The organism is Kribbella sp. NPDC050470, assembly GCF_044458365.1.
Lineage (GTDB): Bacteria > Actinomycetota > Actinomycetes > Propionibacteriales > Kribbellaceae > Kribbella.
Genome location: NZ_JBITHV010000009.1, coordinates 443,084 through 468,239, shown reverse-complemented (window position 1 = coordinate 468,239; position 25,156 = coordinate 443,084). Strand labels below are relative to the sequence as shown.

Genomic DNA, 25,156 nt, shown 5'->3' with positions numbered 1-25,156 from the left:
GTTCGCTGTGCCCCCTGATACGTCCGACACCCTCCAGGCCGAGAAGGACTACCTGAAGACGTCCCGTGCCGCGCTGGCGGTGATGCGGGAGAAGACCGGCGCGCTGGAGATCCACAGCGCCGACCGGGTCAACCAGGAGTTCCTGAAAGCCGCGATCTGGCGGCGGATGAAGGAGCTCGAGGACGACCCCGAGGTGCCGCTGTTCTTCGGCCGGCTGGACTACCTCGAGCCGACCACCGAGACGTTCCACATCGGCCGCCGGCACGTGAACGACGCGCTGGGCGAGCCGCTGGTGGTGGACTGGCGAGCAGACATCTCGGTGCCGTTCTACCGGGCCAGCCGGACCGAGCCGATGGGCGTCGGGATCCGGCGGCGGTTCGGCTTCACGCACGGCGAGATGACCGCCTTCGAGGACGAGGACCTGACGGCCGCGGCGCCGACCGACGAGCACAGCGACATCCTGGACGCCGAGATCGAGCGCCCGCGCTCCGGCCCGATGCGCGACATCGTGGCGACCATCCAGCCCGAGCAGGACGTGATCGTCCGGGCCGGCGTCGACGACACCATCTGCGTCCAGGGAGCGCCCGGGACCGGGAAGACCGCGGTCGGCCTGCACCGCGCTGCGTACCTGCTCTACGCGTATCGGGACCAGCTCAGCCGGGCCGGCGTCCTCGTGGTCGGGCCGAACGCCAGCTTCCTGCGCTACATCGGTGACGTCCTCCCCGCGCTGGGTGAGATCGAGGCGAAGCAGACGACTGTCGAGGAGCTGGTCGCGCGGGTCCGCGTGACCGGGCCGGGGCCGGCGGCGGTCGACGTACTGAAGGGTGACGCCCGGATGGCGGAGGTGTTGCACCGGGCCGTGTGGTCGCAGGTGCAGCTGCCGAAGGAGGCGCTGGTCGTGCCGCGTGGGGCGCATCGCTGGCGGGTTGCGGCGTACCAGGCGGAGGAGCTGGTCAGCGAGCTGCGGACCCGAGGCATTCGGTACGGCGCCGGTCGGGCGATGTTGCCGCAGCGGCTGGCCCACGCCGTGCTGCTCCGGATGGAGGCGGCCGGTGACTCCCCCGACGACCGAGTGCAGGACGCGGTCGCGCGCAGCCGTCCGGTCAAGCAGTACGCCGAGGCGCTCTGGCCGGCTGTGGACCCGGCGAAGCTGGTGTTCCGGCTGTTCACCGACCCGGAGTTGCTGGCCGAGCACGCCGACGGGATCCTGACCCCTGAGGAGCAGGAGCTGCTGCAGTGGGACAAGGCGCCCCGGTCGGTCGGCGCGGCGAAGTGGTCCGTCGCCGATGCCACTCTGATCGACGAGGTCGCCGATCTGGTCGACCGTACGCCGTCACTCGGGCACGTTGTCCTGGACGAGGCGCAGGACCTGTCGGCGATGCAGCTGCGGGCAGTCGGGCGGCGATGCTCGACCGGCTCGATGACTGTGCTCGGTGACATCGCGCAGGGCACCACACCGTGGGCGACACCGTCGTGGGACGAGGCGCTGGGGCATCTGGGCAAGACCGGCGCCCACACCGAGGAGCTGACCGCTGGCTTCCGCGTGCCCGGTCAAGTGATCGAGTACGCCGCCCGCCTGCTGCCGTCGATCGCCCCACACCTCACCCCGCCCACCGCAGTACGGCGCTCGCGCGGTGAGCTGGCCATCACGCGCGTACCGGACAGCCTCACCGCGGCCGTGTCTACCGTCCACGAGGTGTCGTCGCGGCTCGGATCGATCGGGCTGATCGTCCCGGACGCCCTGGTCACGGCGACCCGGAAGGCCTTGCAGGACAAGGGAATCCCGTTCTCCGTGCTCGGTGACGAGGACGACGTCGACGCGCACCTGGACGTCGTACCGGCGTCACTGGCCAAGGGTCTGGAGTTCGACCACGTGGTCCTGGTCGAGCCGGCCGGCATCGTCGCCGGTGAGGCCGACGAGCGCACCGGGCTCCGCCGCCTCTACGTCTGCCTGACCCGTGCTGTCACGTCGCTGGCCGTCCTGCACAGCGAGGACCTGCCCGCAGTCCTACAGGCCGCCTGACCGCCGCACCGGCCGGAGCGCCCGGAACGGCGGCACCGGTCGACCCTCGACCCTGGCCTGTGCACAGGCCAGCCGCCAGCGGCCGTACCCGACGGTCGCGCGGACCCCGCGCAGCTGGTCGTCGTCGGGCTTGCCGTCGATCACTCGGGTGGCGGCGGCGTACGCGGCCTGGGCCGCCTGCAGATCCGTCGCCGCCTCCTCGCCGAGGCCGTCCTTGGTCAGGCCGGCGGAGTCGAGCTCCGCACCGAACCGGGCGACCTCCTCCCGCGCCAGGGCTCTCCGCTCCTCCAGCGTGTCCGGCTGCGGATCCTCCTCTGGCTCAGGCTCCTCCTCAGTCTCCTGACGCAACCGCCACCACCACACCGCCGCGCCGCCTCCCGCAAGCAGGCCCAGAGTGATCAGGAACGCCACCAACCAGCCCGGCACCCCACTGGACGACTTGGGTACGTCGAGCTGGTCCAGCACCCCGTTGAGCGTCCCGACCGGGTCGGACCGGCCGTGCTCGCGCAGCTCCTCGGCCAGCACGCCGTCGATCGGTGAGGTGACACCGACCGCCTTCGCCCAGGTGATCCGGTCGCCGAACACGATCAGGTAGATCCCGTCCGACGCCTGCTTGTAAGCGACCGTGTCCACGAACGCCTCCGCGGACATCTGCTTGTCCCGGCGCCCGTCGTCGAGCGCCTCCTCCGGCAGTACGGCGATCCGGATGGCCGGGTCGTAGTCCTCGACCCGCTCGGCCAGCTTCGCCGCCTCCTCGTCGGAGACGAGCACGCCTTGTGTCGGGTCGACGTACACCGGTGAGGTCTTCCAGCCCTCGACCACGGAGTTGGGGTCGCCGGCGCTCGTCATCGTCGAGGTCAGCAGCATCAGCGCGGCCAGGAAACGCATGCCGCTAAGCCTGCCTCAACGGGGGTGCCAGTCAGAAAACGGAGACTGTTGCAAGCCTCACTTTCGCCCTGGACCCGGTGATCCGGACGCGGACTGCGCCGGTCTCCACCGGCGTCTCCAGGGCCAGGATCCGGCGCTGCCCGACCGCGCCGAAGGTGGCCACCTGCTGCCAGCCTTCGCCGGTCCGCACCTCGACCACCCCGGCCTCGATCTGCTGGCCATACCGGATGTCCTCGCCGAGCGACACCCTGCGCACAGTGGCCGGCTCGGGCAGTGTCAGCGTGAGCGCGCCGGTCCCCGGGTTCCGCCAGGAGGTGTCCGGGTTGCCGTCGATCGCCGCCTGCGGGCTCACGCCATCGCCGGTCGCCCGTGCCTGCCGGGCGAGGTCCTCCGGCATGTCCGCGGCCAGCTGCGCCCGCCACTCGGCCAGTCTGGTCACGTCACGCTCGTCGAACCGGCCCTGACGGTCGGGCGGGATGTTGAGCAGCAGCACCGAGTTCCGGCCGACCGACTTGTAGTAGATGTCGATCAGCTGCGCGACCGTCTTCGGCTCCTGCTCGGGATGGTGGAACCAGCCCTCGCGGATCGACACGTCCGACTCCGCCGGCCACCACGCCAGCTCGGTCGCATCCGCGTCCCGCCCGGCCAGCAGCGCCTTGCGGCTGCCCTGGTCGGCGGCGGCGTACCCGAGTGCGTACTCCGGAGCGCCGTTCGGCTTGGTGATCGTCGGTACGACGCTGTACTCGTCCGGGCGCGCCAGGCCCGACTCGTTGCCGACCCAGCGCACGTCCGGTCCGCTGACCGCGATCGTCGCCTGCGGCGCGAGCTCCCGGATCAGGGTGTACCAGCTGGGGAAGTCGTACGTCTCCACCTTGTCCGGCGGGATCCGGCCCTGCGCACCGTCGAACCACACCTCGTCCACCGGCCCGTACTCGGTCAGCAGCTCGTACAGCTGGTTGAGCATGTAGGCGCCGTAGTCGGAGGCAGTCAGCGTGTATTGCGGTAGCTCCTGGCCGGCCCGGTCGTCGTCCGGGACCAGGGTCGGGATGGTGCGTGGGGTGTGCGCGCTGCCGTTGGCGTAGACGCCGTCCAGGTACTGGTTCTCGTCTGCTGGCGACAGGTAGAAGCCGACCTTGACGCCGTACTTGCGCATCGACGTGACGAACGCCCGGACCACGTCACCCTGGCCGTCCTGCCACGAGCTGGAGGCGACAGTGTGCTTGCTGTAGCGGGACGGGTACAGCAGGAAGCCGTCATGGTGCTTCACGGTGAGGATGGCCAGCTTGAAGCCGGAGTCACGCAGGGTGCGGGCCCACTGGTCGGTGTCGAGACCGGTCGGCTGGAAGAGGTTCGGGTCCTCGTCGCCGTGGCCCCACTCCAGGCCGGTGAACGTGTTCACCCCGAAGTGCAGGAACGCCGTCTGCTCCATCCGCTGCCACGCGACCTGCCGGGCGTCCGGGCGGATCGCCGCAGCCTTGGCCACCAGCGAGGTGGCGCACTCCCCCTCCGCAACGGGCATCGTCCGGGCGGGGCTGAGCTTGCCGACCACACACGGGAGTGCTTGCAGCGCCTGTGCCTCCACAGGCGGCTTACCCAGGAAGGTGCTGACACCGATGCCGTACGCCATACCGCGCGCACCGTCCAGCCAGCGCACTTGGCCGGTCGACTCACCGGCAATCGTCCTGCTCACCGGAGTCCCGTTGACCAGCGCCGTCACGGTGTCGCCGTTCTCGATCGCCAGGCCGAACCGGTGGTAGCGCACGCCTTCCTTGACCGCAGGTGCTCCGAGCTCGAGCGGAATGGACTCGCCGCCTGCCTTCAGCTCGATGTCGTTGGTGCCGACGACCAACTGGGCAAGTCCCAGCAGGTCGATCAGCCCGACACCCGGGCGAAGCACATCCGGCGACACCACGGTCTCCGCCAGCACCCCGCCGTCCAGCTGAGATCCCTGCCAGCTGATACCACCCTTGCCGGACAGCCGCAGCCGACCGGGCTCGGTCACCACACCGCCGGTGACCACCGGGACCGGATCGGCCTTCTCCCCCAGCGCCGGCTGGTAGTTGCCGTCGGCCCCGATCGCACCCTCGAACCCGACCGCGACCTTGGACGTCGAGACCACCGGCTTCGCCAGCCGAAGGTCCGCCGGGTTGAAGGCGCCGCTGAACGTCGCGAGCCGTACCTGCCGGATCGAGCCGTCGAGCCCACGCTGCAGAGCGGATGGGTGCACCTCGTTGCCGATCCCGATGTCCGCACCTGCGTCCGGATGCCAGGTTGCGGTGCCGTCGGTGCTGACCGCGGCCGGCAACTGCTGCCCGTCGAGGAACGCATGCAATGTCGCACCGCCGCTGGTCACCTCGTAGGCGAGCGCGAGCACATGCTGCTCTCCAGCGGACGGCACTGGCACGGTCTGTACGACGTCCCGCCACTCCCCACCGCTCTCGACACTGAAGCCGTACTGCAGGTTCGTGCCGTTGTACCGGCCGAAGATCGCGCCGCCGATCGCGGTGATCGTGGCCAGCGATCCTTGCGCCGCGTCCGGCGTGAAGGCGGTCTCGATCAGGAACGACCGCTGGATGGCGCCGCCGCTGAGCGCCGTACTCGGCCGGAAGCGGATGCCGTCGGCACCGCCACCGAGGACGACACCACGGGCAGGGTCGAGCGACTCCCCGCCCGACCGGCGGGTGACCGTGCCACCCATCACCTCACCGGTCGCGGCCGTGTACGTGTTGCCGCTCGAGAACGATCCACCGAACGAGACGTCCAGTACGTCGGGATCGGCCGCCCGGGCCTGGACAGTGGTCAACGCACTCGCCACCAGCGCAGCGGCGAGCAGGGCGACTGCGGCTCGCATGTCATCGTCCTCACTTCGCGTCGACGGTGATCTCAGCGGCGGTGCCGAACGGGTTCCCGCTCGCCTCGGACAGCTGGACCAGCCGCAGGTAGCGGGCGGTGGTCGCCGCGATCGGCACCCACTTGGCGTCCGGGCTGTTCGCGAACGTGCCCTTGGCCACCGGCTCGCCCCAGTTCGTCCCGTCGCTGCTGAGGTAGATCTCGTAGTCCGCGATCCGGCCGTTGGTCGCGTTCAGCCGGGTCTGGTACGTCACCGCGCAGACCGACTTCGCCGCGCCCAGGTCGAGCTGGATCTCGTGCGGTGGCGGCGGCTGCTTCGCGGACCACTCGGTGTGCCAGAACGTCGCCGGGTTTCCGTCGATCGCGTTCACCGCCCGGCCGTCCTCCCCGGCCGTCTCCTCGCTGTCGACGTACGTGACCGCCACCGGACTACTCGCCTCCGGCACACAACTCAACCGGACACCAGCCGTAGTCGCGAGCTGGTGCTCACGCCCTTGGACGTACGACGTGACTGCGCCGAGCGCGACCGTGGACGCCGGGGCATCGGCGGGCGGGATCGCGGTGAACGCCAGGTCCTTCGAGGCACCCGGATCCAGCGCCGGCACAGACTGCTTGCTCGGCGCAACGGTCCAGCCGGCGGGCACCGATGGCGTCACGGTGATACCGGTGGCGGTCGACTCGGTGGTGTTGGCGACGGTGACGGTCAGCGTCGCGGGAGTGCCCGGCGTGATCGTCTGGCGGTCGACGACGGCCGTCGACCGGATCACCGGGGTCAGGGTGAGCGGAGCCGAGCTGTGACCGTCCGGGAGCTGCTGGACCAGGCCGTTGCCGTCGAACGTCGCCACCATCCGGGTGATCGCGTTGACCAGCGTTATGCGGTCGCCCGACTTGGCGAGTTGCCAGCGTTGCAGGCGGTTGGTCGCGTCACAGGTCTGCGCGGTGATCGCCGTACCGGGCTCCAGTGGGGTGTTGAGGTAGCGGGTACCGAGGCGGGACTCGGCGCAGCGGCCGGACGCCAGGTTGGTCAGCGTGTAGTAGCCGTCAGTGGTCGGCGTCACGTCCCAGGCGGACTCCACTCCACTCAGAGTGAGTTGCTCGCCTTCGCCGTCGGCGCCCAGGTACTCGCCGCCGAAGGTCAACGAATAGGTGCCTGCTGCAACTGGTGTGCGGTCGACGTTCTCGAAGCCGGGCGCGCGTCCGACCGCGTCCGCGCGGGTGGCGAAGGTGGCGTAGTCCGGGTCCGGTTGCGGCGTGCCCCAGGTCGCCTGCGCGATGAAGCGCAGCGGCATCCGGACCTCGGCCTCGATCTCGTTCTCGGTGTTCCCGGAGCCGTTGTCCGGCCAGAGGGTGATCTTGGCGCCGGTGATCCCGGTGCGGTCGGCGACCGTCTCGCCGTCGAACTTCAACGGCGACCAGCCCGACGTGTAGAGCTGCTGCGGGTTGGTCTTGAACCCGCCGCGCACGTTGTAGAGCGCGTAGGCGGCGTTCATCACCTTGCGGCCGTCGGCCAGCAGCGCACTCGGCTTCACGCCGCTGCCCAGCCAGTGCTCGACGACGATGTCGCGGTCCAGCGGGACCGTGGCCGCGGTGGTGATGCCGTCGTTCCAGATCCGCAGCGTCTTGCCCTTGGCCTTCACGTAGGCGTTGATCCGGTTGATGAAGTCGACGAACGCATCCTGCGGCACGGCGTCCGGCCCGAACTTCTGCTGCGCGTAGGCGAGCAGCTGCGGGTAGCGGGCGTAGTCGGAGCCGAGCATGTACTCGTCCGCGCCCATGTGCCAGTACGGCGTCCGGAACACGCTCAGGTTCTCGTCGATGATGTCGGTGAGGAAGTCGAACGCCTCGGGCTTGGTGATGTCGAGCCGGCTGACCTGCTTCTGGCCGGAGCTGTCGGTCAGCTGCAGATCGGGCCGGTTGCGGATCCACGGCTCGATGTGACCGGGCGAGTTGACCTCCGGCACGATCGTCACGTGGTTCTTGTCGGCCAGCCGTTGCAGGGCGGCGAGCTGCGGCTTGGTGTAGTAGCCCCACTCGACGGACTCGGGATGCGTGTCGCTCTTCACCTTCAGCTCGACCCACAACTGGTTCAGCTTCAGGTACGCCGCATCCTTCACCAGCCGCTCGAACCACGCCGTCGAGACGTTGATCAGGCAGGCGCAGACGCCGACGCCGCGTTCGGCGTACTTCGGTACGTCGACGACGCGGCCGGCCGGGATCGTCTTCGCTTTCAGGAGTTGAAGAACCGTGCGGGTCCCGTAGAAGGCGCCGGCGTCGGTCTTCGCGGTGATGTGGATGGTCTTGCCGACGGTCAGCTCGTAGCCCTCAGCGCCGAGATCCGCCCGGGCCGGGTCGAGACGCACGAGCAGGTCTCCGGCACGACCGGCCGACGTACTGCGGACCACCGGGAGCAGGCGACCGGTCAACTCCTTCGCGTCGGCGGTGAAGGTGGCGGCATCGTCGTGCACCGCCGTCTGGTGAGGCTCCACCAGGACGCGGCTCTGCCGGGTGAGCTCGAACGTGCCGGCGGCAGACTGCCAACCGGTCAGGGCGGGGACGGTCTTCGGGGTCACGGGTTGGGCGGTCGCCGGGGTGCTGACCAGGCCTGCGGCAAGCAGGACCGTGCCCAGCACACCCGCGATCAGGCGGGACTTCATCGTCTGTCTCCTCGGGAGCGGCGAGTGCGGACGGAGTGTTTGGAGCTGATGTCTGCGGTGAGGTCGATCGCCGTACCGGCCCGGTCCGAGGTCAGCTGTGCGACCCGGATGTAGAGGCAGTCGGTGACGACGAGCTGGGAGTGCCGCGCGGCCAGACCACCGCTGCGGAACGACGTCTCGAGTACGGCGGTGGTCAGCACCTCGTCGACCACGCCGGCCAGCGGGGACCGCGGGTCACTGGTGATGCCGATCGTGGTCGCGCCGCGCTCCCGCGCCAGTTCGACGGGCTCGAGGACCTCGGCCGTCGTACCGGAGTGGGAGATCGCGACGACGGCGTCGTCGGCGGTGAGCAGGGCCGCGGAGGTGGCGGCGCCGTGGATCTCGGCCCAGGCCCGGACCTGCGCGCCGATCCGGAACAGCCGCATCTCGAGCTCGGCGGCGATGGTCGAGCTGCCGCCGACGCCGTACACGTCGATCCGCCGGGCCGCGGCGAGGGCGCGCGCGGCCCGGTCGAGGGCTTCCAGGTCGAGCTGGTCGACGGTCTGGGTGATGGCCCGGATGTCGGCGTTCGCGACCACCGTGGCGACCCGGGCGACCGAGTCGTCATCGGTGATCACCGGGCCGAGGTCCGTGCTCCAGCCAGGGATGGTCGCGCGGCCCAGCTGCGTCGCGACGGCGATCCGCAGCTGCTGGTGACTGGCCAGCCCGATCGCCTGCGCGAACCGGGTGACGCTCGCCTGGGAGACCCCGGCCCGCTCCGCCAGCGCCGCGGTGGACAGCTCGGCCACCAGCTCCGGCTCGGCGAGCACAGTGTCGGCGACCAGGCGAAGCGCACCGGTCAGCCGCGGCAACGTCGCCCGGACACGGTCGGCGATGTCAGCCGGCGGCTGCGGAGGGGCGGGGTCGCGCACGTGAATCATCCATTCACCGATCGGGCGGATCGGTGAAACACTGCGTCAGCGTGACAGCGCTGTCAAGACCTACTGGTCGGCAACAACGACGAGGGCTTCTTCTTCGTCCAGATGCTCGACCCGCTGGAGCGCCGGGTCACGCCGCAGGGTGACGAGCAGGCCGAGCACTGCGATGTCCAGTACGGCGGCGACCAGAGGCAGGTAGGTGATTCCGGCCAGCTGGATGACCAGGCCGCCGACGACTGCGGACAGGCCGGCGCCGAGGTAGATCGCCGACGCGTTCAGCGAGATCAGCAGGCCGCCACCCAACTCGAGCAGCAGGTTCTGGATCGGCGGGTTGAACGCCCAGGTGAACATGCCCCACAGGAACAGCGCTGTGGCCGCGCCGACCACGGTCGTGGCGGTCAGGTCGAGTGTTCCGACCATCACGATGCTGCCGATCAGGACGCCGTACAGGGTCCGGAGGCTGCCGAAGCGGTCGGTGGCCCGGCCGCCGAGCAGGTTGCCGAGGACGGCGCCCAGCCCGTAGACGAGCAGCAGGATGCCGACTGCGCTGCCGCCGAGGTGCACGGTCTGCTTGAGCAGCGGGACGACGTAGATGTAGACGCTGAACGCGGCGAGGACTCCAAGGACCGACATCGCGAGAACGGTCTGCACCCGGCGGTCGGTCACACCGGCGAATCGCTCGCGCAGACTGACCACGGGTGGCGCGGCCACCTTGGGCAAGGCGGCGCGCTCGGCGATGGCGACCAGTACGGCGACGACGGTGATCAGGGCGAACACGCCCTTGTAGCCGAGGGTCGGGCCGAGCAGCGTGCCGGCGGGGACGCCGAGGACTAGCGCGAAGGTGAGGCCGCCGAAGACGATCGCGACTGCCCTACCTCGCTCCTCCGGTGGCAGCAGTCCGGTCGCGAACAGGGTCGCCGCCGGCGTGTAGACCGCGGCGCCGAAGGCGGCCACGACCCGGCCGACGATCAGCACGGGGTAGTTGGTGGCGACGGCAGCGATCAAGTTGCCCAGCGCGGCGAGCACGAGCGCGGCGATCAGCAGGGTACGGCGCTCCCAGCGGCCGGTCAGCGTGGACAGGATCGGGGCGCCGATGGCGTACGACAGGGAGAACGCGGTGGCGAGCTGACCCGCGGCCGTCAGTGAGACGTGCAGCTCGGAGCTGACGTCGGGCAGCACACCGGACACGACGTACGCGCTGGTGCCGACCGCGAACGCGCCGGCGCCGAGCAGGTAGATCCGTGCGGACATCGAGGACCTTCCGGACGAGGACGATTAGTTCGATGAAGATCGTACTACGAAGTTCATCGAAGTTCGACAGGCGTCGTATTATGGGGACATGACAAGGAAGGCGTTACCGCAGCCGGACCGGGAGGAGATCCGGGTCGAGTCGGTCCTGCAGGCGCTCGGCGAGCCCGTCCGCCTGCAGATCATCCGGGCCCTGGCCGACGCCCCCGAGGGCATCGCCTGCGGCGAGATCGAGCTGCCCGTCACCGCCTCCACCCGGGCCCACCACCTCCGCATCCTCCGCGAAGCCGGCGTCCTCACCACCCACACCGAAGGCACCCGCCGGATCAGCACCCTCCGCCGCGAAGACCTCGACACCCTCTACCCCGGCCTCCTCACCGGCATCCTCACCGCCCGCCAGTAGGCGCACCAACGGGCAACTGAGCGGCGCCTGCAAGGTCTCGGTGGGGAGATCGAGCGTTTGTCGTGGGGGTGTGGCTGGCAGACTGTTGCAGTGGTGGAGCTGCGTGCGAGGTGGGACCAGCTGGTGCCCGGCTCGGACCAGCTGGCTGACGAGCTGGTCGCCCGGTACGTCGACCGCAACCGCCGCGCCTACCGCGACTACTACCTCGACATCGTCCTCACCGCGCTGGACTCACTCGTCCAGCTCGCCACCGACCCCACCTCCGTGCGACTGGCCGCCTGGCTGCACCGCGCCGTCCACGAGCCCGGCGGCACCCCCGCCGAGGACGCCGAGGCCTCCGCCCGACTCGCCGAGGAGCTCCTCCCGCAGTACGGCGTACCACCCATCCGGATCGCCGAGGTAGCCCGCCTGATCCGCCTCACCGGCGACCTGGCCGCACCCCCACCTGACTCCTACGCACCACCCCGCCGCGACGCGAACGGCGACGTACTGCTCGACGCCGTCAACGCCATCCTCGCCGCCGACCCCAGCCGCTACGCCGTCCACACCGCAGAGGTACGGCGAGACGCCGCCGACCGCGGGTCCGCACTCGAGCACCGGTACGACGAGGTGCGCCAACTGCTCGACGGCCACCTCTACCGCACCCAACTGGCCCGCCAACGCCTCAGCCCGGTCGCACGCATCAACCTGGAGACTGAGCTGGCCAGCCTGGACAGTGAGCTCCCCGCACCCTGGCGTGGTTGGCAGCAAGCCGCACTCACCGCGACCGCCACCTTCTGCGCGATCGCCTCCGCCGTCGTCGCCATCGCCGCGTCCGGCGCCTCCTGGCAGGTTCCGGCGGCCGAGGACGCGATCGGCTGGCCGCCCGTCGTACTGGCCATCGCCGCCTTCTTCAGCGCACCAGTGCTGTTCCGCTGCGCCCGCAGCGCCACTCAGCGTGCCCTACTCATCGCAGGCGCCGTCGTAGCCACCGCAGTCACCGGACTGCTCATCGCCTGGGCGCAGATGCCCAGAGTCAACCCAGCAGTCGGCGTCGGCCTCCGCGTCCCCCTGCTCATCTCGGCCCTGCTCCTACTGCTCGCAGCCGGCGCATCCGCACTGGTCGGCTCACTCCTCCGCACCCGATCCGCGCGCTTCCTCCCGCCCAGGAACGTCGGCCAACAACTCGCCTGGCTGGTAATCCCAGTCGTGGTCGGACTGGCCCTGCTCCTGATCATCCAGCCGCTCGCTCGCAACTACGTGCTGAGCTCCAACGAGCGGGTCGAGGACACCGACCGCCCAGCCGGCAAGGCCACCGCCTCCACGCTGGACGGCACGGTGGCATGGATCAGCAAGTCAATGCTCGGCTCCGGCGCTGAGGAAGCGATCGGCACCCGCTACGGCATCGCCGTACCCAGGCAGTCCGGTGTGGTGGAGATGCTCGACGCGGCCACCGGCGTATTGCGCTGGCGCTACAGCCGGTCCGACTCCGACGAGAAGCCGGACATCGTGGCGACCGGGAACGGCGACTACGTGCTCGCCCAGTTCGCGGACGTCGGCTACCTGCTGCTCGACGCCAACACCGGCGAACGCAAGGCAGCCTGGCCGGGTCGGACCAGGGACCACGTCATCCAGCAGGCCGAGCCGCTGCTGACCGGCGAGCGCGTCGCCCGCGGCTCCGACAAGCTGCGCGGCGTCGACCCGGACGGCCGGGACCGGTGGACGTTCGAGCCCGGCCGCTGCACCGGGATCGGCGCGGTCGCCACCACCGACACCGTGGTCACCTTCCTCGGCCGCAGCTGCGGTGATGAGGACGACGAGATGGTCGGCCTCGACCTGAAGTCCGGCAAGAAGCTGTGGACCAAGCAGTCCGGTGACACGTACCGGCGGCCGGTCGTCGTGGCCGGTCTGGTGGTCGTGGCCGAGCCCGGCGGCGACTCCGACCTACCTGATGCGCTGACCGCGATCGACCCACGGACCGGTGAGACGAAGTGGCGGTGGTCGGTGCCACGGACGTGGGCCTGTCGCACGCTGATGAACGCAGCCGGCCGCTACCTGATCGTCGTGGACTGTCCAGCGACCCGGAAGCTGGAGAACGGCCAAACGCTGGTCACTGCGATCGACGCGAGCACCGGTGAGACCGCGTGGCAGACCGCCGCACCGGTCAACCCGCGCGCGAAGGTCACGGTCACCGCCGACGGCCGGGTGATCTCACTCAGCCGCGGCTCCGACGCCTGCTGGGCCAACGTGATCAGCCGCACCGGCTACCGCCAGGTCCGCCTCCCCACCGGCATCTCCTGCAGCCGCGACGTCCGTGCGATCGGCAACCTGGTCCTGACCTCTGGCGCCGACACCGTCATCGCGCTGCGTTGAGCTGCTCCTCCGCCGCGGCCAGCAGCTCGACCACCCGGGCGCCGAAGGCCACATCGACCGGGTGCGACTCGCCGGACTCGGCTGCGGCGACCAGCTCCTGCACGGCCAGCGCGAACGAGTCCACCGGGTCCGTGTCGCTCTCCGGCATGAGCGCCGTACCTGTCTGTCCCCAGATGCCGGTCTCGAAGTTGCTGCCGGCCGGCGGGGCGAAGAGGGACAGGCTGGCGGTGCTGGTGGCACCCGACTCGTGGACCACGACCAGGTGGACCAGATCGCCCTCGCCGCCGACAGCGGTCAGGTCGGTGATCGGGCCGAGCATCGCGGTCAGGTTGGACAGCGCGTGCGGACCGACGTCCCACAGCGCCCCACGCTGCTCGCGCCGCCAGGGCGAGTCCGTGAACGGGTTGCCCGGCTCGTCGAGCGCGGCCAGGATCCGCGACCAGCCGCCCTTCCACCCGCCCTTGGCCTGCACGTCGGCGAAGAACTTCCGGATCGGCGGCTCGAACCGGTGGGTGAAGAACACGACCGACGCGATCCCCTCGTCGGCGGCCTCGGCGGCCAGCGCCCGGGCGTCGTCGAGCGAGTCCGCGACCGGCTTGTCCAGCAGCAGGTGCTTGCCGATCGCGGCGGCCTCCAGCGCCATCGACGCCTGCACCTTCGGCGGTACGGCGAACGCGACCGCGTCGACGGACTCCAGTAACTCCGCGTAGTCGCCGTACGGCGCGACCTCGAGGTCGGCGGCGATCGCGGCGGTTTTGCCGCGGTCGCGGCCCCAGACGCCGACCAACTCGGCGTCCGCGGCGGCGCGCAGCCCGGGCCCGTGCGTCAGCTTCGCCCACGGGCCGGTGCCTACCAGGCCGAATCGCATCCGTCCTCCATCTCGTTGCCGGGCCACCTGATCGTCCTTACCAGCCGGTATAGACATGACCTGGACCGCAGTTGCACCGGTGGGACTCGATGCCGGACGCACCCATCGCGGTGGTCAGGTGACGAGCCGATATCGCTTTGGCCACGAGACTATCCGTCAGCGCCGGATCGGTCGGTGCAGGCTCCCGCCGGGTGCGAGACTCCCAGCCATGGACCTGCGCGACCAGTGGAATCGCCTGCTGCCGCACGCGCAGCCGTTGGGCGACGACCTGCTGGCTCGTTACGCAGAGCAACATCGCCACTATCACGACCAGCGGCACCTGACCGAGGTGCTGACCACCATCGACGAGCTCGCCGACCAGGCCGACGACGCCGACACGGTCCGGCTGGCCGCCTGGTTCCACGACGCGATCTACGACCCGAAGGCCGACCCCGGCGAGAACGAGGAGGTCTCGGCCCAGCTGGCCGAGCTCGAGCTCGCCGCGTACGGCGTCGACGCCGAGCGGGTCGAGGAGATCGGCCGGCTGGTCCGGCTGACCGCCAAGCACGACTGCGAGCCGGACGACGCGAACGGCGCGGTGCTGTGCGACGCCGACCTGCGCATCCTCGGCATGCCCCCCGAGCGGTACGACGAGTACGCCGAGGGCATCCGGCAGGAGTACGCGCACATCGGCGACCGGGACTTCGCCCGCGGCCGGATGTCGTTCCTGCAAGGCCTGGCCGAGACCCGGCTGTACGCGACCCAGCGCGGCCACGACGCGTGGGAACAGGCAGCCCGGGACAACCTCACCCGGGAGGTCGAGTCCTGGGTCCCTGAGGCGGCCCGGCCGATCGGCGGGCTGATCCCGATCGTTTACCTCGGCGCGGCCCTCGGTGCGGTCGTGGCTGCGTCCGTCCTGCTCGGCCGTGGTCTCGGCGCGGCGGCGAAGTGGCCGGCCGACCCGGACCAGGTCACCGGCTTCCCGGTCTGGGCCCCCATCGCCGGTACGGCGTTGTCTGCCGGCCTGACGTGTGCATGGTTCCGCCGGGCGCAGCCGCGACTCGTGAGCATCCCCGCGCTGACCTTCGCAGTGGTCGGTGTGATCGCGGTCGGCCTGTGCTGGTGGCGCTGGCCGGCTGCACAGCCCGGTGCGGCGATGTCGGAGCGCTGGCCCTACCTGCTGCTCGCCTCCGTCTCGCTAGTGCTCGCCGGCGCGCTCTTGGCGTTGGCTCGGCGACTGCGGCTGGCACCGGCGTACGCACAAGCACCACCGCGCCTGCTGGGCCTCGCTGTGACCGTGGTGTGCGGGTCACTGCTGGCGTGGATCGTGGTGTCCGCCGGTGAGCCGTTCGTGCAGGCCCGGCTGGAGACGGCCAACACGGTCAGCACCACTACGACCACCAAGCCCGAGCAGCAGCCTGTTCAGCTCGACGGCGCCCTCGCCTGGAGCCGCGAGGTGCCGGCCACCGGTGCCATCGCCGGTACGGCGGGTGGCGTCGCCGAACTGCGTCCGGACGGCGTGGTGATGTCCGACGCGAACACCGGCCAGATCCGGTGGCGGTACTCCCGCGCCGACGTCGACGACGCGGCCTCCAGCGGTTCGCGGGGCCTCCTGGTCTCCAGCGACGGCCGCACACTGGCCGCACACCTTCCGTACGGCGGCACCCGTGCACCGAGTGGGATCGACCTGCCGACGTACGCCGTACTGGATGCGGTGAGCGGGAAGGTGCTCACCGAGGTGCACACCGACGGCACGGCACTCGCGGTCGACGCGGACCAGTTGCTGGTGGCGGAGGACAACTACGTCGTGGCGCATGGCGTGAGCAGCCCGACGCATTGGCGGACCCAACTGCGCTGCGGCGTGACGCAGGGCGAGCTGATGGGCGACCAGGCAGTGGTCGTCGATGCGTGTGGGGGCAACAGTGCCGTCGTACGCGGTCTGGACATGAAGAACGGCGACCAGCGGTGGGAGGTCGACCTGGGGACTCGGTTCGACCTGAGCGCCGAGCTGGACCCGGCCACGTGGGTCGGTGACCTGGTCGCCGTACCTGACACTCGCGAGGTCTCCGGCCTGATCTGGACCGGCGCTGCGGGCGGCACGCTGAACCAGTGGGCCGTCGACGTGGGTGAGGGCCGCATCATCTGGACGACGCCGGTGCCTGGCACACCGCGGCCGCGACTCGGGTCGGCGTCGTGCGACGCTCAGCTCGCCGCTACGCCGGCGTCGCTGGTGCTGGTGACGTGCCGGAACGCGACCGATCCCGGTCAGCCGCAGACGTACGACGTGTCCGCGGTGAGCCCGGCGGACGGAACGCCGCAGTGGCACCACCTGCTGGAGGTGCCGCCGAAGCTGCAGCAGCCCGAGTACCCGCGGGACGGCTTCGGCCTGCTGCCGGACGGTCGCGTGGTGACGCTGATGCCGCAGACCAACGGCAGTTGCTCCCCGGTGATGATCGGCACCACCGGCATCCAGCCTCGCCCCATCCTCGCCGGCCCCACCGCCGAATCGGTCGCCCAGTCCGAAGCGGTCACCTGCAACAAACCCGCCGTCACGGTCGCCGGCGCCCGCCCCATCTTCTCCGACGGCACCCGCCTCTTCGCCCTCAACTGAGGCCCCGCCTCCCCTCCTTCCTCGCTTCTTTCCTCCCGCGCGCAGCGCGGGAATTCTGTTGCCCGGGGCAGCGTTCCTTTCTAACGTGATGCACATGTTCCGCGTGGTTCTCGAGCACGACCTGTCAGGCACCGGCCTGACGGGCGCTCCCACGTGGGCTGCGTCAGTCGATTCAGCCATCTGCACCGGCGCGCGACGCCGACCCTTCTCCTGCTGACCAGGACCCGCGGAGGAGGGTGGCGCGCTCACCGGCCCCCTCCCGTGCGGTGACAGCGCTGCGGAGGCCGAGCCGGGGGTCCTGGCTCAACGAATCTTCTGACAGCAAAGGGAAATCTTCATGGCCAAGAGCCAGTTCGTGCGGACCAAGCCGCACCTCAACATCGGCACGATGGGTCACGTCGACCACGGCAAGACCACCCTGACCGCCGCCATCACCAAGGTGCTCGCCGAGCGCGACCCGGGCGTCAACCGCTTCGTCGCGTTCGACGGGATCGACCGGGCGCCGGAGGAGGTCGCGCGCGGGATCACCATCAACATCTCGCACGTCGAGTACGAGACCGCCACCCGGCACTACGCGCACGTCGACATGCCCGGGCACGCCGACTACGTGAAGAACATGATCACCGGCGCCGCCCAGGTGGACGCCGCGATCCTGGTCGTGTCGGCACAGGACGGCGCCATGCCGCAGACGCGGGAGCACGTGCTGCTCGCGCGCCGGGTCGGTGTTCCGTACCTGGTGGTCGCGCTGAACAAGGCGGACACCGTCGACGACCCCGAGCTGCTCGACCTGGTCGAGCTGGAGGTCCGTGAGCTCCTGTCGGAGTACGGCTTCCCGGGCGACGACCTACCCGTCGTGCGCGTCTCCGGACTGCGCGCGCTCGAGGGCGACCCGCAGTGGACCGGCGCGATCGGCGAGCTGCTGGACGCGGTCGACTCCTACGTGCCGACCCCGGACCGTGAGCTGGGCGAGCCGTTCCTGATGCCGATCGAGAACGTGCTCACCATCAGCGGCCGCGGCACCGTGGTCACCGGAGCGGTCGAGCGCGGTTCGCTGAAGGTCGGCGACACGGTCGAGGTGGTCGGCCTCGGCCCGACGGTCACAAGTACGGCGATCGGGCTCGAGACGTTCGGGAAGTCGCTGGAGTCCGCGGAGGCGGGCGACAACGCGGCCGTGCTGCTGCGTGGCATCAAGCGCGACGAGGTCCGTCGCGGCCAGGTCGTGGCACTGCCGGGCAGCGTGCAACCGCACCGCAAGTTCCGCGCGCAACTGCACGCGTTGTCCACCTCCGAAGGCGGCCGTCACAGCCCCTTCGGCCCGGACTACCGCCCGCAGTTCTACTTCCGCACCACGGACGTCGACGGCGGCATCGACCTGGGCGACATCACCCTGGTCATGCCCGGCGACACCGTCGACCTCACCGTAGAACTGTCGAAGCCGATCGCCATGAACACCGGCCTGGGCTTCGCCGTCCGTGAAGGCGGCCACACCGTAGCCGCCGGCACGGTGACCGAGCTGCTCGACTGACCAACGGCCCTCAGTTGCCGCAAGCAACTGAGGGCCGTGTCACGTGCGTTTGCGGTGGCGGAGGCCGGCGGCTGTCAGGCGGCGGACCAGTTCTCGGCTGGAGACTGGGGTGGCGCCGGCGGCTATGAGAGATTCGTAGCGGTCGCTGGGGACGTCGTAGTGGTCGCGGTCGAAGCCTCGGGCGGGGATGCCGGCGGCGCGGGCGAAGGCGTGCAGCTCGTCGAAGGACTCGTCGCTGACCAGGTGGGACCAGACTCTGTTCCAGGCGGGCCAGGCCGGTGGGTCGATGAGGATCATCCGCGCGAGTCCTGCGCGTCGAGCAGGTTGCGCCAGGCGCGCACGAAGCGCGAGTTCACGTACGCCTTCGTCCACGAGCCGTCCTGCCGCACAGACGAGCCGACATGAAAGCGCCGTACGCCGCTCTGGTACAGCCATGGCACGTGCTCCGGCTGCAACGAGCCGCCGGCCATCATCACCTTCGCCACCGCGGGCTCCTCGTTGGCCAGCTTGCACAGGTCATCCAGCCCGTGTCCGACCCCGAGCGACGACCCGGCAGTCAGGACGCAGTCCAGTCCCGGCAGCGTCCGCAGCGCACGCCAAGCCGGACGTTGCTCCAGTACGGCGTCGATCGCGCGATGAAACGTCCACGGCGTCTCGGCGAACGTGCTCGCCAGCGCCGCCGTCGACTCGACGTCCACCTCGTTGTCCGGGGTCAGGAAGCCGAACACGAACCCGTCCACCCCCGCCGACAGGTAGGACTGCGCCATCGCGGTCAGCCGGTTGAGCTCGGCGCCGTTCGTCGTGAACGAGTCGGACAGCCGCAGCATCACCCGGAGCGGCAGATCGGTCGACCGCCGGATCGCGCTGACCGTCGACACCGACGGCGACAGCCCGTCGGCCTCCATCGCCGCGCACAGCTCCAGCCGGTCCGCCCCACCCTCTTGCGCCGCCTCCGCATCCGCCGGATGCAGCGCGATGACCTCCAGCAACGACCCCATGCGCGCAATCATCCCAGGTGCCCGCCCGGCAGACCGCAGTACGGCGGACGCCGGAAATAGGTGTTGCACTCCCCAGCAGTCTTCTGTATCGTTTTTCTAGAACGATTTAGAAGAACGATCCAGAAGACTGCCCCGACAAGCGGCAGCCCCGGCGGAAGGAGACGAGAGATGGCAGGCGTCACGCTCAAGACCGTGGCTCAGGCCGTCGGCGTGTCCCCGTCGACCGTCTCCAACGCCTACAACAAGCCCGACCAGCTGTCCGCCGCGCTCCGCGAGCGGATCCTGGCCACCGCCCACGAGCTCGGCTACGCCGGTCCGGACGCGTCCGCACGGGCGCTCCGCAGCGGCAAGGCCGGCGCCATCGGGGTGCTGTTCACCGACAAGCTGGCGTACGCGTTCTCGGACCCGTACGCGGTCGGCTTCCTGGCCGGACTGGCCGAGGTCGCCGAGGAGTTCAGCACCAGCCTGCTGCTGATGCCGCTCAGCTCGGCCGACCTCGTCGGTGGCAGCAACGCGGTGCAGCAGGCCGCGATCGACGCGGCAGCCATCTTCTGCGTGCCGAGCGGCCACCCCGCGGTGGACATCCTGCACGCGCGCGGAATCCCGGCGGTCTCGACCGATCGCGGCGACCACCCGGACCTGTCCTGGGTCGCGATCGACGAGGTCGAAGCGGCCGCGAAGCTGGGCCAGCACCTGGCCCGGCTGGGTCACCGCGACGTCGTCGTACTGGTCGACGACAAGGGTGAGCAGGCCGGTGACACCGCGGTCGACGTGGACTTCGACGAGATCGGCTGCACCGACTGCGAGCTGCGGATCCAGGGCCTGCAGAAGGGTATGCCGGACGCCCGGCTGCGGCTGATATCCGGCGGTCACAACGCTTTCGCCTCCGGCCTGAAGGGCGCCGAGTTCGTGCTCGACTCCCAGGACCGGCCGACCGCGATCGTCGGGCTGAGCGACGTACAGGCGCTCGGCGCGATGGAGGCGATGAGGGTCCGCGGGCTGACGCCCGGCCGGGACCTGACCGTGGTCGGCTTCGACGACATCCCGGCCGCCGAGCCGGCCGGGCTGACCACGATCCGCCAGCCGATCCGGGACAAGGGCCGCGCCGTCGGCCGGATCCTGCTCGACCCGGCGACCACCGAACGGCAGGTGCTGATGCCCACCCAGCTGATCGTCCGATCCAGCAGCGGGCCGGCGCCACGTAGCTAACAACCACACAGCAACACCTGGGGCCCGCAGCGGGTTCCCGGGCCGATCCCCCACGATCTCCGACGGCCGCCCGGCCGCCGGCCGACCGAACACGCTCTCAGGAAGGGAGCAGCATCATGACGTACTTCATCGCCGCCAACACCGCTGTCGAAAACGCTCGCAACCTGGCGCAGTCGGCTCTTCCGAACGCTCCGCAGCAGCCGTACGACGAGCCGGCCCCGCGCCGGACCCTCGCAGTCCGCGCCCGGATCAGCGCCGTACTGCGGACCGCCGCCGAACGCGAGCTCCGGCTGGCCAACCGGATCGACCCGGCCTGCACGGCAAACTGACCCACCGCACTCGAGGGGATATCCCCGCCGACACAGCCTTCTCCCCTGGTATGCGAGGGGAGAAGGCTGCACTCGGGGGGATATCCCCTCGAGCGACGCGGGTGGGCGGCGTGGGGTTTTGTCGGTACGGCGTGGCACTCTGAAGGGCGATGAACGAGCCCGGGGTGTTGCTGACCGCCCGCGCCATGGTGCTGCACGACCTGGCTGCGCGGGGATTCGACGATGCGGTGATGGTGTCGGTACTCGAGGACGCGGTGGCCGGCCGGCAGTGGTGGCTGGACCAGTGGCCGGACGGCGCGGAGCACATCGCCGGGCTGGTCGCGCAGGACGTCCAGGACCGGCTGGTCGACTCCGGCATCCGCTGGCCGCGCTGCACCGCGTGCGACGACCTGAACGACCACGAGCTCCGGATCGAGCCCGAGCTCGGCCCGGACCCGCACTGGGTCTGTGAACGCGCCGGCATCACGGTGGCACCCCTGGGGCGCCTCACGTAGCGGTCAGGGCAATACCTGATTGCCCTACATGTAGCCAGACTACTATTGTCTGTCTACATGAAGTCCCTTGCCGCCCTCAGACTGGTCGCCGCGACCCACGCGATCGCGATCTGCCTGCAGCCGATCCTGGCCGGCGTCTACCTGAACGGCTCCGGCGGAGCGATCCGGATCCATGAGCCACTCGGCCTGGCTCTCACCTTCACCGGCCTCTTCCAGTTGCTCGTAGCAACAATCTGGTGGCGGTCCGGCGGCCGGATCGTCGCCCCAGCCGTCTCCCTGCTGATCACGGTCGGCGAGGGCTTCCAGGTCGGCATGGGCTACAGCCGCGACCTGGCCCTGCACCTCCCGCTCGGCATCACCCTGGTGGGTGCCGTGGTCGGCTTCGCGTTCTGGACGCGTCGCCAGCAGGCAGGCGCCGCATGACCGCGACGGCGACAGCCACGGAACCGAAGGTACGGCGGCCACGCGCCACCCTGTGGACCCTGCGGATCGTCCTGCTGCTGCACGCAGGCCTGGTCGTGGCGCAGCCGATCCTCGCCGGCTACTTCCTGTCCGGCGAGGTCGACGCGATGAGCGCACACGGCCCGATCGGGTCGACGCTGTGGATGGTCTCGATGATCCAGTTCGTCGCCGCGCTCCTTTACTGGCTGGCCGGCGGCGGCCGGATCTGGCCGCTGCTGCTGACCGTCGTGCTGTTCTTCGCCGAGTTCGCCCAGCTGACCTTCGGCTACCTGCAGAACTTCGCCGTCCACGTCCCGCTCGGCACGGCGATCGTCGTCACCGTCGTGTGGATGACCGTGTGGTCGTTCCGTCCCGCCGCTCGCCGAAGCCGAAAGGAGCCCACCCGATGAAGCTGTCCCGCCGCGGTTTCCTTGCCGCTGCCGGCGCCGTCTCCCTGACCAGTTGCGGCCTCGACCCATCGCCGTCACAGGCCGGCGAGCTCCTGCGCAGCGAGGCCAAACTCCCAGAGCCGTTCCAGGTCCCGCTCCCGATCCCTCCGGTCAAGAAACCGATCCGTACCGAGGCCGGCGTCGACTACTACCGCGTCGTACAACGCAAGGCCGGTCTGGAGATCCTCCCCGGCCTCAAGACCGAGATCCTCGGGTACGACGGCCTGCTACCAGGACCAACGTTCGACGTTCGGAGCGGCAGGACCACCGTGATCGAGCAGGTCAACCAGCTCGACGTGCCGACCGCCGTACACCTGCACGGCGGACACACACCCGCTGCGAGTGATGGCTGGCCGTTGGACCTGCTCATGCCGCCAGGCGATCATCAAGGGCACGCCGGTCACCACAACATGACCGGCGGCGATGTGAAGACCGGCAGTCGCATCTACACGTATCCGAACACGCAGCGCGCCGCGACCCTCTGGTACCACGACCACCGGATGGACTACACCGCTCCACAGGTCTATCGCGGCCTGTTCGGCTTCCACCTCGTCCGGGACGACGAGGAGGACCGTCTGCCCTTGCCTGCGGGCGATCGCGAGATCCCGCTCGTCATCGCGGATCGCGCGTTCGCCGAGGACGGTTCGTTCTTGTACCCCGCGGCGAAGGACCGTCCCGGTGTCGAGTCGGCGTACATGGAAGGTGTCGTCGCCGACGTCACCCTGGTCAACGGCGCGCCCTGGCCGGTGCACGAGGTGGACGCGGTCCGCTACCGCTTCCGGATTCTCAACGCGGCCAACGCGCGCCGCTACGAGCTCGCCTTCGACAAGGGGCCGGCGAAGTTCGTCCAGATCGGCAGTGACGGCGGACTGCTCGACGCGCCGATCGAGCACGACACCCTGGTGATCGCGCCGGCCGAGCGCTTCGACGTGATCGTGGACTTCTCGGCGTACCAGCCTGGTGACGAGGTCACGATCGTCAACAAGCTGGACGGCAACGCGAACGTCCTGCGTTTCAAGGTCGCCCGGAAGGCCACCGACGACAGCAGCATCCCGGCCAAGCTCTCGTCGTACGGCCTGCTGCCCAAGCCGGCCGGGATCGTCAAGCGGAAGTGGAAGTTCAGCCGAGGCGACGCCGGTGGGCACAAGGGCTGGACGATCAACGGGAAGGCGTTCGATCCGGTGGTGATGCAGGCTCAGGTCAAGCTGGACCAGTACGAGATCTGGACCTTCGTCACCGATGTCCACCACCCGGTGCATGTCCACCTCGCGCCGTTCCAGGTGCTCAGCCGCGGCGGTGGCAAGCGGGGTGCGTACGACGCCGGCTGGAAGGACACCGTGGACATCCGGCCGGCCGAGGTGGTCGACGTACTGGTCAAATTCACCGCCCACAAGGGCAAGTACCTGATCCACTGCCACAACCTCGAGCACGAGGACATGGCGATGATGGCCGGATTCGAGACGGTCTAGGTACGGCGGAGGACGCGCAAGCTCAGCGCGAACAGCCAAGCCCAGCCGATCGTCACAGACAGCCGCTGGAAGAGGCCGGCCGTGTCGACCAGGGACTGGTTCTGGTCGAAGCCGGCGCCGGCCAGCAGGAACATCACGGCGAAGGCGGTTGCGCTGAGCAATGAATAGACGCGCCACTTCCAGCCTTGGCCGCCGGAGAGCACGACCTGTGCGGCTGCGAGGGCGACGAACGCGGGCAGCGAGAAGCCGTCGTGGAGTGCGCCGATCGTGGTGTACTCCGAGGCGTTCGGCGTGCCCACGGGGAATCCGCTCACGGGGTCGGTCACGAAGACGCCGGCGCCGACCAGGCCGACGCCCCAGATGCCGATCAGCACGGCGCCGGCGCGCAGGCCGGATCGCCAGAGACCCACGGCGAACGCGATGGTTAGCAAACCGCAGACCAGGAAGTTGGCGGTCTGCACCCAGCCGTGATCGCCGAGCGCCAACGAGCTGACCGGGTGGCGCATGGGGTCGTACCCGGAACCCTTCAACCACCCCTGGATCAGGAAAGCGACGACGAAGAGCGGGCCCGCGAGCAATCCGCAGGAGACGAGGCGGCGGGTCGTCGGAACCCGAGCGGTCGCCTTGACCGCCGCCGCTGAGCTGCCTGGGCCGACCATCAGCGGACGCCTTCGGCCAAGGCTTCGGCGGCGCGGGCGCGGAGGGCGGCGCGGTCCACGTTTGCGGTTTGCAAGGCTCGGGCGACTCGGCTTCGGTCGGAATCGAGGATGCCGACCAGGATCCGGACCGATCCGATCCGGGTGCCACCGACTCGGGGCTCGGCGTCCAGAGCCCGCTTGAGCAGCAGCCGCACCGACTCACCGATCTGCGGATCCCGGCTGTGGTCAGGCGTTGCCTCCGGCAACAGCCCGATCCGGACCGCGATCCCGGCGATCGCCAGGCTGTGCTCCCACTCGCGATCCAGGGCCGCCCGGATCCCGTCCTCGGTGAGCCCCGCTTCGGACAGCAGCCGGGCGGCCGGGTTGTTCTCCATCGCGGCCAGCGCGAGCAGCACGTGCTCGGCCTCGATGGTCCGGGATCCGTCCCGGCGGGCGACCTCGCGCGCACCACGCACCAGGATGGTGCGAACGTCCTTCGCATCGGACGACATCAGCGCCTCCTCAGGGCGACACCCGCGGCGATCAGCCGCTTGGCGTGCTTCTTGTGAACGGCCTGCCGGGTGACCCCCAGCACCTCGGCCACGTCGGACCAGCTCCAGCCGGCCCGCATCGCCTGCTCCACCTGGCTGTCCTCCAGCCGGTCGGCCAGCCGGCGCAACGCCACCACCGCGGCCAGGCCGGCCGCGGGGTCCTCGGGATCCACCAACTCGGTCATGTAAGCAACTTAAGTTGACAGCCAGCGGTTGTCAACCAAAGTTGCTAAACCCTGCCCTTGACTACGGGCAGAGGA

At 70.0% G+C, this 25,156-nt stretch carries 22 protein-coding genes; 11 read left to right on the top strand and 11 right to left on the bottom strand.

The genetic code is table 11. From position 1 onward, the window contains the following. Nucleotides 1–7: 7 nt before the first annotated feature. Nucleotides 8–2,023, top strand: coding sequence for a HelD family protein (locus tag ACIBGM_RS29045; RefSeq protein WP_396387304.1), 2,016 nt, complete (start codon nt 8–10; stop codon nt 2,021–2,023). Here the strand turns inward: ACIBGM_RS29045 and ACIBGM_RS29040 are convergent. The 5 genes from ACIBGM_RS29040 to ACIBGM_RS29020 are packed head-to-tail and all read right to left on the bottom strand — an operon-like array spanning nt 2,009 to nt 10,583. Beyond that, on the bottom strand, nt 2,009–2,911 hold the full coding sequence (locus ACIBGM_RS29040; protein ID WP_396387303.1) for a hypothetical protein: 903 nt from the start codon (nt 2,909–2,911) through the stop codon (nt 2,009–2,011). The two genes, ACIBGM_RS29045 and ACIBGM_RS29040, sit on opposite strands and share 15 nt — an antisense overlap. A 31-nt stretch (nt 2,912–2,942) precedes the next feature. After that, the gene (locus tag ACIBGM_RS29035) at nt 2,943–5,762 is read right to left on the bottom strand and encodes an alpha-L-fucosidase (RefSeq protein WP_396387302.1); all 2,820 of its coding nucleotides are present in this window, start codon (nt 5,760–5,762) and stop codon (nt 2,943–2,945) included. Nucleotides 5,763–5,772: 10 nt separating this feature from the next. Next, nucleotides 5,773–8,415 (bottom strand): family 20 glycosylhydrolase, encoded by a 2,643-nt coding sequence (locus ACIBGM_RS29030; protein ID WP_396387301.1) that lies wholly within the window; start codon nt 8,413–8,415, stop codon nt 5,773–5,775. Continuing rightward, nucleotides 8,412–9,335 carry a MurR/RpiR family transcriptional regulator gene (locus ACIBGM_RS29025; RefSeq protein WP_396387300.1) on the bottom strand — a complete coding sequence of 308 codons (924 nt, stop codon included), beginning with the start codon at nt 9,333–9,335 and terminating at the stop codon, nt 8,412–8,414. The genes ACIBGM_RS29030 and ACIBGM_RS29025 overlap by 4 nt, the downstream gene beginning before the upstream one ends. Nucleotides 9,336–9,395: 60 nt before the next feature. Continuing rightward, nucleotides 9,396–10,583, bottom strand: coding sequence for an MFS transporter (locus ACIBGM_RS29020; RefSeq protein WP_360531113.1), 1,188 nt, complete (start codon nt 10,581–10,583; stop codon nt 9,396–9,398). Between the two features lie 88 nt (nt 10,584–10,671). Here ACIBGM_RS29020 and ACIBGM_RS29015 point away from each other — a divergent pair, with 88 nt between their 5' ends. Together ACIBGM_RS29015 and ACIBGM_RS29010 are read left to right on the top strand one after the other, a co-directional pair. Continuing rightward, entirely contained in the window at nt 10,672–10,983 is a 312-nt protein-coding gene (locus tag ACIBGM_RS29015) for a helix-turn-helix domain-containing protein (protein ID WP_360531110.1), read from the top strand. 90 nt (nt 10,984–11,073) lie between these two features. Continuing rightward, on the top strand, nt 11,074–13,335 hold the full coding sequence (locus ACIBGM_RS29010) for a PQQ-binding-like beta-propeller repeat protein (protein ID WP_360531107.1): 2,262 nt from the start codon (nt 11,074–11,076) through the stop codon (nt 13,333–13,335). Here the strand turns inward: ACIBGM_RS29010 and ACIBGM_RS29005 are convergent. After that, the gene (locus ACIBGM_RS29005; RefSeq protein WP_396387299.1) at nt 13,319–14,203 is read right to left on the bottom strand and encodes a Gfo/Idh/MocA family protein; all 885 of its coding nucleotides are present in this window, start codon (nt 14,201–14,203) and stop codon (nt 13,319–13,321) included. The two genes, ACIBGM_RS29010 and ACIBGM_RS29005, sit on opposite strands and share 17 nt — an antisense overlap. 208 nt (nt 14,204–14,411) lie before the next feature. Between ACIBGM_RS29005 and ACIBGM_RS29000 the strand changes: the two genes are divergently transcribed. Continuing rightward, the gene (locus ACIBGM_RS29000) at nt 14,412–16,793 is read left to right on the top strand and encodes a hypothetical protein (protein WP_396387298.1); all 2,382 of its coding nucleotides are present in this window, start codon (nt 14,412–14,414) and stop codon (nt 16,791–16,793) included. Nucleotides 16,794–17,130: 337 nt separating this feature from the next. Further along, on the top strand, nt 17,131–18,318 hold the full coding sequence (gene tuf, locus ACIBGM_RS28995) for an elongation factor Tu (protein ID WP_360531097.1): 1,188 nt from the start codon (nt 17,131–17,133) through the stop codon (nt 18,316–18,318). A 39-nt stretch (nt 18,319–18,357) separates the two neighbouring features. On the opposite strand, the gene ACIBGM_RS28990 is transcribed toward tuf, so the two are convergent. Continuing rightward, nucleotides 18,358–18,615, bottom strand: coding sequence for a DUF4031 domain-containing protein (locus ACIBGM_RS28990; RefSeq protein ID WP_360531094.1), 258 nt, complete (start codon nt 18,613–18,615; stop codon nt 18,358–18,360). Continuing rightward, entirely contained in the window at nt 18,612–19,316 is a 705-nt protein-coding gene (locus ACIBGM_RS28985) for a copper homeostasis protein CutC (protein WP_396387297.1), read from the bottom strand. The genes ACIBGM_RS28990 and ACIBGM_RS28985 overlap by 4 nt, the downstream gene beginning before the upstream one ends. Before the next feature lie 168 nt (nt 19,317–19,484). Here ACIBGM_RS28985 and ACIBGM_RS28980 point away from each other — a divergent pair, with 168 nt between their 5' ends. The 6 genes from ACIBGM_RS28980 to ACIBGM_RS28955 all read left to right on the top strand — a co-directional run bounded on the left by ACIBGM_RS28980 (nt 19,485) and on the right by ACIBGM_RS28955 (nt 23,707). Beyond that, the gene (locus tag ACIBGM_RS28980) at nt 19,485–20,525 is read left to right on the top strand and encodes a LacI family DNA-binding transcriptional regulator (protein ID WP_360531089.1); all 1,041 of its coding nucleotides are present in this window, start codon (nt 19,485–19,487) and stop codon (nt 20,523–20,525) included. Between the two features lie 116 nt (nt 20,526–20,641). Beyond that, a complete protein-coding gene (locus tag ACIBGM_RS28975; RefSeq protein ID WP_360531086.1) occupies nt 20,642–20,854 on the top strand; it encodes a hypothetical protein in 213 nt (70 codons plus the stop codon). Nucleotides 20,855–21,003: 149 nt separating this feature from the next. Continuing rightward, a complete protein-coding gene (locus tag ACIBGM_RS28970; protein WP_360531083.1) occupies nt 21,004–21,348 on the top strand; it encodes a hypothetical protein in 345 nt (114 codons plus the stop codon). A 57-nt stretch (nt 21,349–21,405) separates the two neighbouring features. Then, on the top strand, nt 21,406–21,771 hold the full coding sequence (locus tag ACIBGM_RS28965; protein WP_360531080.1) for a hypothetical protein: 366 nt from the start codon (nt 21,406–21,408) through the stop codon (nt 21,769–21,771). Then, on the top strand, nt 21,768–22,199 hold the full coding sequence (locus tag ACIBGM_RS28960) for a hypothetical protein (RefSeq protein WP_360531077.1): 432 nt from the start codon (nt 21,768–21,770) through the stop codon (nt 22,197–22,199). The genes ACIBGM_RS28965 and ACIBGM_RS28960 overlap by 4 nt, the downstream gene beginning before the upstream one ends. Next, nucleotides 22,196–23,707 (top strand): multicopper oxidase family protein, encoded by a 1,512-nt coding sequence (locus tag ACIBGM_RS28955; RefSeq protein WP_396387296.1) that lies wholly within the window; start codon nt 22,196–22,198, stop codon nt 23,705–23,707. The genes ACIBGM_RS28960 and ACIBGM_RS28955 overlap by 4 nt, the downstream gene beginning before the upstream one ends. On the opposite strand, the gene ACIBGM_RS28950 is transcribed toward ACIBGM_RS28955, so the two are convergent. From ACIBGM_RS28950 to ACIBGM_RS28940, 3 genes are read right to left on the bottom strand one after another with little or no spacing between them, the layout of a single operon-like run. Next, entirely contained in the window at nt 23,704–24,366 is a 663-nt protein-coding gene (locus ACIBGM_RS28950) for a DUF998 domain-containing protein (RefSeq protein WP_396387295.1), read from the bottom strand. The two genes, ACIBGM_RS28955 and ACIBGM_RS28950, sit on opposite strands and share 4 nt — an antisense overlap. Beyond that, nucleotides 24,366–24,857, bottom strand: coding sequence for a Clp protease N-terminal domain-containing protein (locus tag ACIBGM_RS28945; protein ID WP_360531068.1), 492 nt, complete (start codon nt 24,855–24,857; stop codon nt 24,366–24,368). Before ACIBGM_RS28945 ends, ACIBGM_RS28950 begins: the two co-directional genes overlap by 1 nt. After that, entirely contained in the window at nt 24,857–25,081 is a 225-nt protein-coding gene (locus ACIBGM_RS28940; protein ID WP_132212221.1) for a hypothetical protein, read from the bottom strand. Before ACIBGM_RS28940 ends, ACIBGM_RS28945 begins: the two co-directional genes overlap by 1 nt. Nucleotides 25,082–25,156: the final 75 nt, after the last annotated feature.

Bases quoted from the DNA above. Each gene is read 5' to 3' on its own strand.
- ACIBGM_RS29040 (WP_396387303.1), bottom strand. From the start codon at position 2,911: ATGCGTTTCCTGGCCGCGCTGATGCTGCTGACCTCGACGATGACGAGC.
- ACIBGM_RS29035 (WP_396387302.1), bottom strand. From the start codon at position 5,762: ATGCGAGCCGCAGTCGCCCTGCTCGCCGCTGCGCTGGTGGCGAGTGCG.
- ACIBGM_RS29030 (WP_396387301.1), bottom strand. From the start codon at position 8,415: ATGAAGTCCCGCCTGATCGCGGGTGTGCTGGGCACGGTCCTGCTTGCC.
- ACIBGM_RS29025 (WP_396387300.1), bottom strand. From the start codon at position 9,335: ATGATTCACGTGCGCGACCCCGCCCCTCCGCAGCCGCCGGCTGACATC.
- ACIBGM_RS29020 (WP_360531113.1), bottom strand. From the start codon at position 10,583: ATGTCCGCACGGATCTACCTGCTCGGCGCCGGCGCGTTCGCGGTCGGC.
- ACIBGM_RS29015 (WP_360531110.1), top strand. From the start codon at position 10,672: ATGACAAGGAAGGCGTTACCGCAGCCGGACCGGGAGGAGATCCGGGTC.
- ACIBGM_RS29005 (WP_396387299.1), bottom strand. From the start codon at position 14,203: ATGCGATTCGGCCTGGTAGGCACCGGCCCGTGGGCGAAGCTGACGCAC.
- ACIBGM_RS29000 (WP_396387298.1), top strand. From the start codon at position 14,412: ATGGACCTGCGCGACCAGTGGAATCGCCTGCTGCCGCACGCGCAGCCG.
- tuf (WP_360531097.1), top strand. From the start codon at position 17,131: ATGGCCAAGAGCCAGTTCGTGCGGACCAAGCCGCACCTCAACATCGGC.
- ACIBGM_RS28990 (WP_360531094.1), bottom strand. From the start codon at position 18,615: ATGATCCTCATCGACCCACCGGCCTGGCCCGCCTGGAACAGAGTCTGG.
- ACIBGM_RS28985 (WP_396387297.1), bottom strand. From the start codon at position 19,316: ATGGGGTCGTTGCTGGAGGTCATCGCGCTGCATCCGGCGGATGCGGAG.
- ACIBGM_RS28980 (WP_360531089.1), top strand. From the start codon at position 19,485: ATGGCAGGCGTCACGCTCAAGACCGTGGCTCAGGCCGTCGGCGTGTCC.
- ACIBGM_RS28975 (WP_360531086.1), top strand. From the start codon at position 20,642: ATGACGTACTTCATCGCCGCCAACACCGCTGTCGAAAACGCTCGCAAC.
- ACIBGM_RS28970 (WP_360531083.1), top strand. From the start codon at position 21,004: ATGAACGAGCCCGGGGTGTTGCTGACCGCCCGCGCCATGGTGCTGCAC.
- ACIBGM_RS28965 (WP_360531080.1), top strand. From the start codon at position 21,406: ATGAAGTCCCTTGCCGCCCTCAGACTGGTCGCCGCGACCCACGCGATC.
- ACIBGM_RS28960 (WP_360531077.1), top strand. From the start codon at position 21,768: ATGACCGCGACGGCGACAGCCACGGAACCGAAGGTACGGCGGCCACGC.
- ACIBGM_RS28955 (WP_396387296.1), top strand. From the start codon at position 22,196: ATGAAGCTGTCCCGCCGCGGTTTCCTTGCCGCTGCCGGCGCCGTCTCC.
- ACIBGM_RS28950 (WP_396387295.1), bottom strand. From the start codon at position 24,366: ATGGTCGGCCCAGGCAGCTCAGCGGCGGCGGTCAAGGCGACCGCTCGG.
- ACIBGM_RS28945 (WP_360531068.1), bottom strand. From the start codon at position 24,857: ATGTCGTCCGATGCGAAGGACGTTCGCACCATCCTGGTGCGTGGTGCG.
- ACIBGM_RS28940 (WP_132212221.1), bottom strand. From the start codon at position 25,081: ATGACCGAGTTGGTGGATCCCGAGGACCCCGCGGCCGGCCTGGCCGCG.